At 46.5% G+C, this 11,232-nt stretch carries 11 protein-coding genes; 8 read left to right on the top strand and 3 right to left on the bottom strand.

Going from position 1 to position 11,232, the window contains the following annotated elements:
• Positions 1-494: 494 nt before the first annotated feature.
• On the bottom strand, positions 495-1,325 hold the full coding sequence (locus tag BLP92_RS17675) for a lipoate--protein ligase family protein (RefSeq protein ID WP_090844740.1): 831 nt from the start codon (positions 1,323-1,325) through the stop codon (positions 495-497).
• Between the two features lie 168 nt (positions 1,326-1,493).
• Here BLP92_RS17675 and BLP92_RS17670 point away from each other — a divergent pair, with 168 nt between their 5' ends.
• Both BLP92_RS17670 and BLP92_RS17665 read left to right on the top strand, forming a co-directional pair.
• The gene (locus BLP92_RS17670) at positions 1,494-2,798 is read left to right on the top strand and encodes an HD domain-containing protein (RefSeq protein ID WP_090844737.1); all 1,305 of its coding nucleotides are present in this window, start codon (positions 1,494-1,496) and stop codon (positions 2,796-2,798) included.
• Between the two features lie 2 nt (positions 2,799-2,800).
• Positions 2,801-3,298 (top strand): YwgA family protein, encoded by a 498-nt coding sequence (locus tag BLP92_RS17665; RefSeq protein WP_090844734.1) that lies wholly within the window; start codon positions 2,801-2,803, stop codon positions 3,296-3,298.
• A gap of 39 nt (positions 3,299-3,337) precedes the next feature.
• Here BLP92_RS17665 and BLP92_RS17660 read toward each other — a convergent pair whose 3' ends face one another.
• Entirely contained in the window at positions 3,338-3,526 is a 189-nt protein-coding gene (locus BLP92_RS17660) for a 2-hydroxymuconate tautomerase (RefSeq protein ID WP_090844732.1), read from the bottom strand.
• Positions 3,527-3,696: 170 nt separating this feature from the next.
• Between BLP92_RS17660 and BLP92_RS17655 the strand changes: the two genes are divergently transcribed.
• Together BLP92_RS17655 and BLP92_RS17650 are read left to right on the top strand one after the other, a co-directional pair.
• Positions 3,697-4,236: a YwhD family protein gene (locus BLP92_RS17655; protein WP_090844729.1), complete on the top strand. Its 540-nt coding sequence runs from the start codon at positions 3,697-3,699 to the stop codon at positions 4,234-4,236.
• A gap of 353 nt (positions 4,237-4,589) precedes the next feature.
• Positions 4,590-6,146 (top strand): acetate--CoA ligase, encoded by a 1,557-nt coding sequence (locus BLP92_RS17650; protein ID WP_425284454.1) that lies wholly within the window; start codon positions 4,590-4,592, stop codon positions 6,144-6,146.
• 40 nt (positions 6,147-6,186) lie between these two features.
• Here the strand turns inward: BLP92_RS17650 and BLP92_RS17645 are convergent, their stop codons facing one another.
• A complete protein-coding gene (locus tag BLP92_RS17645) occupies positions 6,187-6,771 on the bottom strand; it encodes a hypothetical protein (RefSeq protein ID WP_090844723.1) in 585 nt (194 codons plus the stop codon).
• 463 nt (positions 6,772-7,234) lie between these two features.
• On the opposite strand from BLP92_RS17645, the gene speE reads away from it, so the two are divergent.
• From speE to argS, 4 genes are all read left to right on the top strand, one after another.
• Positions 7,235-8,068: a polyamine aminopropyltransferase gene (gene speE / locus BLP92_RS17640; protein WP_090844720.1), complete on the top strand. Its 834-nt coding sequence runs from the start codon at positions 7,235-7,237 to the stop codon at positions 8,066-8,068.
• A gap of 2 nt (positions 8,069-8,070) precedes the next feature.
• Entirely contained in the window at positions 8,071-8,940 is an 870-nt protein-coding gene (gene speB, locus BLP92_RS17635; RefSeq protein WP_090844717.1) for an agmatinase, read from the top strand.
• 71 nt (positions 8,941-9,011) lie between these two features.
• Positions 9,012-9,455 (top strand): YwiB family protein, encoded by a 444-nt coding sequence (locus BLP92_RS17630; RefSeq protein ID WP_090844715.1) that lies wholly within the window; start codon positions 9,012-9,014, stop codon positions 9,453-9,455.
• Complete coding sequence (gene argS / locus BLP92_RS17625) at positions 9,452-11,119, top strand: arginine--tRNA ligase (protein ID WP_090844712.1); 1,668 nt, start codon at positions 9,452-9,454, stop codon at positions 11,117-11,119. The genes BLP92_RS17630 and argS overlap by 4 nt, the downstream gene beginning before the upstream one ends.
• The last annotated feature ends 113 nt before the right edge of the window (positions 11,120-11,232 follow it).

The following is an 11,232-nucleotide window of genomic DNA, read 5'->3' as shown; positions in this document are numbered from 1 at the left end:
GATTTTATGCTTTTGTCTCCGAAGTGTCGCTTTCCGGAGGGAACTCTCTCAGCTAACCTGCCGTTGGCAGGTGGATCTTCGAATCGTTCAAATCCTCCCGGAGTCGACTCTTCTGCGACTGCAGCATAATTAAGGGGGACAATGGTTTTTATACGAACCCGCAGAGATACGGACACTTTTTCTTCGGAAATAACTTTTCTCCATAGCGCCCGGCGGTGACAGCGGGATTAAAGCGCAGTCTGAAGATCCTTTCTTCTGTCCCGTGGGCGGGAGAAATAGCTGAAGACCGGTCGGCAAGCTTCCGCCGGAAAGCGGAGGAGAACCTATACACAGCAAATCATAAAAATAGAAATTTCTTACTGTATAAACACTCTGCAAAACCCCGCTGGGCAGTCAGCAGGGTTTTAACTGTGAAGAAAGAAATTGTTTCTTGCAATTGCAGCTTTTCGCTTGGCGTCTCGAATGAAAAATGAATAATAGAAGTTCCTGCGTTATCAGCGCAGCCGTTCATTTCTTTTAAACATCCGCTCCAGATGATATTGGAACCGTTCCTGTTCAGTTTCTGACAGCTCATACTCTGCAAGCGAATCGCTATGCTTTTCCAATGCCAGAAAAATGCGGTGCGTCAGTGCTTCGTTTGTGAGGGGAGTACCGATAAGCTCTGTCAAAGAAGCCATTGTTTCCGGCACAATCTGAGGATACGAATACTTCACATCGCCCCCGGCAGCAGCAATGTTATAAAAAGAGCGGATTAATTCTGCACGCGCCGCACCGCTTCCCTGCATTGCCAGGTAAATCTGGACAGCTATCCCGCCCCGGATCCGCCGCTGGGAAATCCCGGCGAATTTCTGGCCATTCACGCTTAAATCGAACCTTCCCGGACAGTAGGAAGTACTGATTTCCCCGTCCTGTATCAAATCCCCAAGTTCCGGGAGCAGCTCCCGTGTAAAAGCAACCATAGCTTCATACCCGAGGTCAATCGTAAGGGCACGGGTTTCCGGAAAGAGAAGTGAGAGGTTGTATACGTCCTCATCCAAAACTACAGCAAGGCCGCCTGAGTTTCGCACAATCACCTGATAACCCTGCTTTTCCAAGTAGGAAATTCCTTCATTTATTTGAGGAAGCCGGCTGTCCTGAATGCCGAGCACTACTGTTTTATCATGCACCCAGCTTCTGGCAAAGCCTGTACTTTCCTTCGAGGCAACTATTTCACATAACGTATCATCCATCGCAAATGATGCCATAGGGTTCATTTGCAGACCTGTGACAGATTGATCTATGACAAACCAGTTTTGCTGCTGGAGTTCTTCTGGTAAATTAAACATGCTCATTCTCCCTTACAGGCAGATTTTCCGCTCCAAATTATATCATATCTCTCCTGGAAAAAACCCGTTGCCGTACCGAAACGGGAAAGGTAGAATGAAATATGTCTAATCAGAACAAAAAAAGGGAAAATATAATTCATCAGAATTAAATGAGGGGGAGGCAGCCTGATGCTGAGGCCAGACGGACAATTACAGGAAGAAAAAGTATTTAAAGATCCGGTCCACCGGTATATACACGTCCGGGATGAACTGATCTGGGAATTGATCGGCACAAGGGAATTTCAGCGGCTCCGTAGAATCCGCCAGCTTGGCACTACATATTTAACGTTTCATGGAGCAGAACATACACGATTTAACCATTCGCTTGGGGTATACGAAATTATGCGGCGGATGGTGGAGAACCTGGAAAAAAAGATGACCTGGGAAAAAGATGAACGTCTTGTCTGCCTGGCTGCGGCACTCCTTCACGATGTAGGGCACGGGCCTTTTTCCCACTCTTTTGAGAAGGTCTTTCAAACAGACCATGAAGAGTGGACAAGCAGGATCATTATGGGCGACACAGAAGTAAATAAAGTACTTCGCCGCATGGGAGAGGATTTCCCTGCCCGTGTGGCAGACGTGATTGGAAAAACTTACGAAAACAAACTGATTGTCAGCTTGATTTCCAGCCAGATTGATGCGGACCGGATGGATTACCTGCTGCGGGACGCCTTTTACACAGGAGTCAGCTACGGCCAGTTTGATATGGAAAGAATTCTGCGGGTGATGCGACCGCAGGAGGATCAGGCAGTGTTTAAACACAGCGGGATGCACGCAGTGGAGGACTATATTATGAGCCGTTACCAAATGTACTGGCAGGTATATTTTCATCCGGTAACGCGCAGTGCGGAAGTAATTCTGAGTAAAATTCTTCACCGGGCGAAAGAGCTGCTTGCAGACGGATATGAATTTCAGCAGACGCCGCACCATTTTCAATCATTATTTGAATCTACGATGACGCTGGAGGAGTATATCCGGCTGGATGAGTATATTATCTTTTATTACTTTCAGGCCTGGGAGCTGGAAAACGATCCGATCCTCAGTGATCTGTGCAGAAGATTTATGGACCGCCACCTTTTTAAATACGTGGAGTGTGATCCGAGCGAGCAGATGATAATATGGCCCGAGCTGCAGGAACTGTTTCGAAAAATCGGCGTGGATCCGGAGTATTATCTTGTGATAGATTCCTCTTCCGATCTGCCCTATGATTTTTACCGGCCGGGAGAAAAAGATGAGCGGATGCCGATTCATCTCTTAATGCCAAACGGATCGCTGCGGGAATTATCGAGAGAATCTGATATTGTAGAATCTATTTCCGGCAAAAAACGCACGGACCATAAATTATATTTTCCAATGGATCTGCTTTTGGACCAGCAGGAGCATGGCGAAGAAAAGCGGCGTATTCTGACGCTGCTTCATCAACAGGAGGGATAATTGTGCTGCAGGAACATGCCAAACTACTGGCACTATTAAAGGAAACAGAGGAAATTGTCGGCCGCAAAAAACTGCAGAAAATGGTGTATATAGCAAAACGGCTGGGGCAGCCATTTCGTGAAAAATATCAATTTCATATGTTTGGGCCTTATTCGGAGGAACTGACGCTGCAGATAGAAGAAATGTGCCAGGCAGATTTTGTAGAAGAACTGCGGGAAAAAAAGGCGGGATATTATCAGTACCGCTATTCGCTATCTTCTAAAGGAGAGCAATTTTTAGCGGCGGTATTCCCAGAGAAAAAAATGCTGGATAAGGAGCTGCTCAGAGCTTTAAATGAAAAGTCATCCAAGTTTTTAGAGCTGGTATCCACCATTTTATATTTCGATGCGCTGACCAAAGAAGAAGTGAAAACAAAAGTGTTCAAACTGAAAGCAAAGCAGAATTATACAGAAGAAGATATAGAAGAAGCCTATACATTTCTGGAAAAACTCCGTCATTAAAAAGTCCTGCAGTGATTGCTCGCTGCAGGACTTTTTTGCTTATACTTCGTCACTCGCACGGACTCCGGCTTTTCCGAAGTTTTCGGGCTTCATTTCTTCTATCACTACAGATACGCGGTCTGCAGGCGCCTGAGTGGTGCTTGTAACGGCTTCTGTCACTTTTTCTACAAGCTCCCGTTTTTGCTCATCTGTGCGGCCTTCCAGCATTTTTACAGTAACGATTGGCATGCATATTCCTCCTTTAAGCGAAGTAGGATTCAGAAACCCTCTTTGGTAAGTATACTAGAAATAAGCGCGAATTCCTTTACTGAACTTTCCTTAGGGTCTCCGCTTGCCAAGAAATACATCAGGTATGATAAACTGAATGTTAAGTGCATGATTTGAAAGGAGGAAATTTTATGAATGAACAAGATCGCATTAAGAATGAAAAAATAAAGAAGATGAGCGGTAATTTTAATATTTTAAGCAACGACTCCACAGACGGGCACGGTGGTTACGGTGTCGGTACGATAAACTTAAACAACGTTACACCGGTCTTTGTCGACCCGGAGGAAAATACGGCGTTTGTAGATATGGGGGCGCTTCATGCCCGCAGCGAAGTGGAAAAACGAATTAAATTTCTGAAAGAAAAAGAAGCGGTGCCGAATGGGAAGCTTTACTGGCTCGTCTGGGTGACGGTAGAACATTTGGAAGGCAAGCCCGCATATACTGGGGTAGGGGCCTGCGAAATGATTGTGGACCGCTCGATCCGACGCGGTTATAAAAGCATGCCGGAACACGTAAATAACATGGATAAGTCCATGAAAGGAAAAATTGCAGTCGAGCACATGGACGTGGAATCCAAACGGGTACTGAGAGAATTTCTGAAGGATTTTAACCGGGAGTTCTGGGATCATTCCACAGATGAATTGAAGCAGGGTCTCAACGACGAGGAGTAAAGCGATGCAAGGGAATTAAGCACTAAGAAAGCAGAAATTTTAACTTTTGTGAACAAAGTGTGAAGATCCCTTATATCACTTGCAGGATGCGCCTTTCATTTAGTACACTAATGGACACACGCAACATACTAAGACAGGAAAACAGACGAAGGAGGATCCCACACACATCCCTTTCGTCTGTTTTTCTATAGTCAGGCCTTCCGGGATTTCCGGGAGGTTTTTTAGTGTTAAAAAGGTCACACATACGCTTCGGAATTTCCAATTCCCGCCTTTTTTCTTCTTTCCAGGCAGGAATCATTGCCGGCGCGGAGAATTTGTTTTAAAAGACAGCGAGAAAATAGGAGGCCTACATAATGAATACTGAATTAACTGCACCGGAAACATATAATATTACTGATGAAGTCATGCGCTTTAAAGAAAATGATACTGCCGCAGTCGCCTGGAGAGACCAGGGCGGGGACCGGAAAGATATTTCCTACCGGGAGCTGGCCCGGAAAATAAATCAGTATGCACAGGCACTGAATGCAAGGGGGATTCACAAAGGGGATAGAGTCCTTGTGCTGCTTCCACGTATTCCGGAAGCGTATTTTACTTATCTCGCATGCATGCGTGCAGGAATTATTGCTGTGCCATGTTCAGAAATGCTCCGGGAAAAAGACCTCCGGTTCCGCATGGAGCATGCTGAAGCAAAAGGGGTCGTAGCTTTTCATAAAACAACTGCCGAAGTAAATAAAATTGGAGATTATTCACTGCACGAAAAATTCATTATCGGCGGAGAGGAAGAAGGCTGGACTCCGCTGGAGCAGGAAGCGGACGCTGCATCTAATGAGTACCAGGCGCCTGTCACTTCGCGAGAAGACACGGTGGTACTTTCCTATACTTCCGGCACCACAGGAAATCCGAAGGGCGTAGTACATACGCACGGCTGGGGCTATGCCCACGTACGCACCGCAGCAAGAGAATGGCTCGGTGTAGAAGAGGGAGACGTAGTCTGGGCTACGGCAGCACCGGGATGGCAGAAATGGATATGGAGTCCGCTCCTTTCTACGATTACCCTTGGAGCTACAGCGTTCGTGTACAACGGGGCATTTGACGCTTCCACGTATCTTTCCCTGCTTGAGAAAGAAAAAATAAACGTGCTCTGCTGTACGCCGACCGAATACCGGATGATGGCGAAACTGGATGACCTTGCTTCTTATAATTTACAAGAACTGAAAAGTGCCGTTTCTGCGGGAGAACCGTTAAACCGCCCTGTCATCCAGGCATTTAAAGATGCATTCCAAATCGAGGTGCGGGACGGGTACGGCCAGACAGAGAATACGCTGCTCGTCTGCAATGTCCAGGGGATGACGGTGAAGCCGGGATCGATGGGAAAACCTACTCCCGGGAATCCGGTGGACATCATTTCTTCTGCAGGAGACCCGGTAGAGCCAGGAGAAACGGGTGACATTGCAGTGCACAAAGACTGCCCTGCGCTGTTTAAAGAATATTACCGGGATCCTGAAAAAACGGACGCAGCTTTTCGTGGAGAGTGGTACGTAACCGGGGATCAGGCTTTGAAGGATGAAGATGGCTACTTCTGGTTTAAAGGGCGGAGCGACGATATTATTATCAGCTCCGGCTATACGATCGGACCGTTTGAAGTGGAAGACGTGCTGTTAAAGCATACTTCCGTGAAAGAATGTGCGGTCATCGCATCTCCGGATGAAATCCGCGGAAGCGTGGTGAAAGCCTGTATCGTGCTCAAAGATCCTGCTGAAGAGAGCGAAGAGCTAAAGAAAAAGCTGCAGGATTATGTAAAGCAGATGACAGCACCTTACAAATATCCACGGAAAATTGAATTTATGAAGGAACTGCCGAAGACCGCTTCCGGAAAAATCCGCCGGATCGAACTGCGGGAAGAGGAGTAAGCTGTCTTTTCATAAATGATTAAAAAGCAGGGGCTGAAATTCAGCTCCTGCTTTCTGCTGGTGTTCCGCGCTGCTCTTTTTCCCAAGCTGCAAGTTTTTCCTGGATTAATGCATAAGTCTGTTTGGATACTTCCGGAAGTTCTCCAAAAATATCTTCCACCGCTTTAAAGCCCATGTCGATTGCTCCGCGCAGCACATCAAGCTTATCTACATTACCGCCGGAAAGTGCAATCGCAAAATTTACGAGCCGGTCGCTCACGGCTTCTGCCCCATAAGGTCCATCTTCTGCGACCGCTTTTTCGGCAGCGAGCCTTGTCTCCTCGTCTACTTCAATTGTTTCTGCAACATTACTGTCCCCGTGGAGATCCTGAAAAGTGAATCCCTGTTTCTCCAGCATTTTCGCAACGAGATTTTTTAAGGACTCAAAATGCTTATCTGATTCCTGGCGAAGTTTATTTAAATAATTGTCCCGCTCTTCCGGACTCATGTTTTTTACATCCGGCCGGGGAGAAGGAGTATACGTTTCTTTACTGTCTTTCACCGTTTTTTCAGTTGCTTCCTGATTTTTCGGCGCAGCTGGCTGCGCAGGCTTTGCCTGTGAAGGCTGATAACGTGAAATTTCCATCGGAGTTCCTCCATATTATTTAGTAAGTACTGCTTGAAAAGAGCGCGTGTAACAAAGCGGAAACAGGCGGACGCCTGTATTAAAGAGAGCATTGCTCCGCTCGACCAACAGTCCTCTTCACAAAGAACGTAAAGAGGACTTTAAGAGCATTTGGTCGGCTGCACAAATGCTTTCGGCGGACGTTCCTTTCGCCAAAATTAGTCGAGAACAAGCCCTTGGGTAAGTCTCTCCGAAAATGAAGCAGTATTATTATTTCTTTTTAGCAAAATTTTTATTTTCAAGATAGCTTTATTAAAAACTTAGCATCTTCTCATTTTAAAATATATCGGCAGCGGGTAGAGAGACTTAATAGGTAAAAAGACCGGAACAGGCGCTCCTGGAGGCACCCCTTGCGTATGCAAAAGATTTTCGGTACTTTTAAAAGAGTGCAAAGGCATAAAAGAGAAATGGAGTGGAAGTATAGATGAGTATTTGGTTTACAGAAAAGCAGACAGACAACTTTGGGATTACGGCGAAAATAAAACAGACTTACGTAAGTGAGAAAACAGAATTTCAACAGCTTGACATGGTGGAAACGGAAGAGTTCGGCAATATGCTGCTGCTGGACGGCATGGTGATGACCACAGAAAAAGACGAGTTTGTATATCACGAGATGGTCGCACACGTTCCGCTGCATACCCATCCAGACCCTCAGAACGTACTTGTAGTCGGCGGCGGGGACGGTGGAGTAATCCGTGAAATTTTAAAGCATCCGGAAGTACGAAAAGCTACCCTTGTTGAAATTGACGGCAAGGTAATCGAATATTCCAAGCAGTATCTGCCGACTATTGCAGGATCGCTTGATGATCCAAGAGTCGAAGTGAAAGTTGCAGACGGATTTATGCATATCGCTGAAAGTGAAGATGAATACGATGTAATTATGGTGGATTCCACAGAGCCTGTAGGGCCGGCCGTTAACTTGTTTACCCGTGGTTTCTATGAAGGAATTTCCAAAGCGCTGAAAGAAGACGGTATTTTTGTTGCGCAGACTGATAATCCCTGGTTCCAGCAGGAATTAATAAAAAACGCCTACAAAGATATTTCCGAAACTTTCCCAATTACGCGTGTATACACTGCGAATATTCCAACCTATCCAAGCGGCCTGTGGACTTTTACCATCGGTTCTAAAGTGTACGATCCGCTGCAGATCGATGACGACCGCTTTCATCTGCTGGACACAAATTATTATACGAAAGACATTCATCATGCGGCATTTGCGCTGCCAAAATTCCTCCAGGATATATTGAAGGGAGAATAAGCATGTTTTTCGATGAAGGGTATTCAGGAAGAAAATATATTATGGCAGACAAAACTTACGAAGAAGCAGAGTTTGTAATGTACGGCATGCCGATGGATTATACCGTCAGCTTCCGTCCTGGTTCCCGCTTCGGGCCGAACCGGATACGCGAAGCTTCTATTGGACTGGAGGAGTACAGCGTTTATTTGAACCGGCACTTGGAAGAAATCCAGGTGCACGATGCAGGTGATATGCTGCTGCCTTTTGGAAACGCCGCAAAAAGCATCGCCATGATCGAAACGTATGCGGAACAGCTTTTCAAAGACGGGAAATTCCCGGTAGGACTCGGCGGGGAGCATCTGGTTTCCTGGCCGGTCATCAAAGCCGCGAACGCTGCCTTTGATAATTTGGCAATTATTCACATTGATGCCCACGCAGACCTGCGTGAAGAATATGAAGGTGAAGTATTATCGCACTCCACGCCGATTCGAAAAGCCTGCGAACTGCTCGGTCCGGAAAATGTCTACTCCTTCGGGATCCGCTCCGGTATGCGGGAGGAATTTGAATATGCCGCTACTTCCGGCATGCACATGAGCAAATTCGAAGTTGCAGCGCCACTGAAAGAAAAAATAGAAGAGCTCCACGGCCGCAATGTATACGTCACGATCGATATTGATGTTCTGGACCCGGCATTTGCTCCCGGCACAGGCACGCCGGAGGCAGGAGGGATTTCTTCTAAAGAACTGCTGGAAGCAATTCACACGATCGCCGGCTCCTCAGTGAATGTGATCGGCTGTGACCTTGTAGAAGTTCTTCCGGCATACGATCCTTCTGAACAGACGGCTGTCGCAGCAAGCAAATTTATTCGTGAGATGCTGCTTGGTTTCAAATAGATACCTTGAACACGCTGCCCCTTTTCCGTTATAATAGTCTGGTTATTAACGAAAGGAACGGGTGACTTCATATGACTGAAAACAGCATGCCGGTAGATATTAAAATCCGTACCACCATACGTGACGGCAAGCAGAAGGAACGGCACTCCATGGATGCATTCGGACATTTGAGCTGGAGAGGCGGACTGATCGTTCTCCGCTTTCAGGAGCCAAGGGAAGATTCAGAACAGAAAACGATGCAGACAATGCAGCTGCGTGATGGAAGACTTTCTGTAAAAAGAGACGGTGCGATCTCCATGAATCAGCGATTTGTGGAAGGGGTAAAGACGGAAGGCACTTACCGCAGCCCTTATGGACCGATGCACATGATTACAGATACAGAAAGCATTCAATATACGTGGGATGACGAGAAGAAAAAAGGAATCATCTCTCTTATTTACGTATTAACACTGCAGGGATCAAAAACAGGGACATACTCTATGGAAATAGTATTTGAAGAGGGGGAGAAAGCATGAGCCAGGTAGAAGAGCTGAAACAAAATTTAAAGACACAGCTGCAGCAGGCCATTCTGTCTGCCGGATTAGCGGGCGAAGAAGAAATACCTGAAATTGTTATTGAAACACCGAAGGATAAAGATCACGGAGATTTCGCAACAAACGCAGCAATGCAGCTGGCTCGCATTGCCAAAAAAGCACCGCGCGCGATTGCAGAAGATATTGCGGAACACATAAACTACGAGGAAGCTGCTGTAGAAAAGCTCGATATTGCAGGGCCGGGATTTATTAACTTTTTTATGAAAAAGGATTATCTGCTGGACGTAGTAAAAACAGTACTTACCCAAAAAGAAAATTTCGGGCGCTCTGATTACGGAAAAGGAACAAAAGTGCAGGTGGAGTTTGTCTCTGCAAACCCGACAGGAACACTGCATTTAGGCCATGCCCGCGGAGCAGCAGTAGGTGATTCCCTCAGCAATATCCTTGATAAAGCCGGTTACCAGGTGGAGCGGGAGTATTATATCAATGACGCCGGAAACCAGATTGACAACCTGACGCTTTCTTTGGAAGCGCGGTACCTGCAGGAACTTGACGAAGATGCCGTAATGCCGGAAGACGGCTACCAGGGAGCAGATATTATCGGCTTCGCAAAAGAAATCGTCTCTGCCTACGGCGACCGTTTTAAAGATGCAGATCAGGAAAAGCGACGCGCATTTTTCCGAGAGTACGGGCTGAAAAGAGAAACAGATAAGCTCAAAGACGACTTAGCTGATTTCCGTGTGAATTTCGATAACTGGTTCTCAGAATCAAGCTTATACGAAGAAGATAAAATTCAGCCTGTGCTGGACGAACTGAAGCAGCGGCGCAATACTTATGAAGAAGACGGGGCTACCTGGTTCCGCTCGACAGAATACGGGGATGATAAAGACCGTGTGCTCATAAAGAATGACGGGACGTACACGTACCTGACCCCGGACATCTCTTACCACAAAGATAAATTCAACCGTGGCTTCGATGAGCTGATCAACGTATGGGGAGCAGATCACCACGGCTACATTCCGCGTATGGAAGCTGCGATCCAGGCACTCGGCTACCAAAAAGATCAGCTGACAGTCCAGATCATTCAAATGGTGAATCTGTTTGAAAACGGGGAAAAAGTAAAGATGAGCAAACGTACCGGGAACGCGGTAACGATGCGTGAATTAATGGAAGAAGTAGGAATTGACGCAACACGCTACTTCTTTGCAATGCGCGCACCGGAAACACATCTTGATTTTGATCTGACGCTTGCAAAATCAGAATCCAACGAAAATCCTGTATTTTACGTGCAGTACGCACACGCACGAATCTGCAGCATGCTTCGGCAGGCGGATGAAAAAGGCTACACAATTGATGCAGATGCGGATCTTTCTATTTTAAAAAGCGAGAAGGACCACGCACTGATGAAGAAAGTCGGCGAGTATCCGGAAGCAATTGTTGATGCAGCAAGACGCCATGCACCACACCGCGTAACGAATTACGTTTACGACCTGGCACAGACACTGCACAGCTTTTACAATGCAGAAAAAGTACTCACAGAAGACGAAAGCCTGACCAAAGCAAGACTCGCACTCATAGAAGCAGTACGCATCACCCTGCAGAACGCCCTGGAAACAGTAGGAGTAAACGCACCAGAAAGAATGTAGGAAGAAAAGCGGAATCGGTCGCTCAGCTGCGCCGTAACTGGACTGAATCTCACGAGATAAAGGAATCTCAAAAGAGCGAATTTCTCTTTTGTAGATGACTTATCGTAAGAGAG

Origin of the sequence: Alkalicoccus daliensis, assembly GCF_900103955.1 — a bacterium.
Lineage (GTDB): Bacteria > Bacillota > Bacilli > Bacillales > Salisediminibacteriaceae > Alkalicoccus > Alkalicoccus daliensis.
This window is presented reverse-complemented; position numbering and strand designations above follow the sequence as displayed.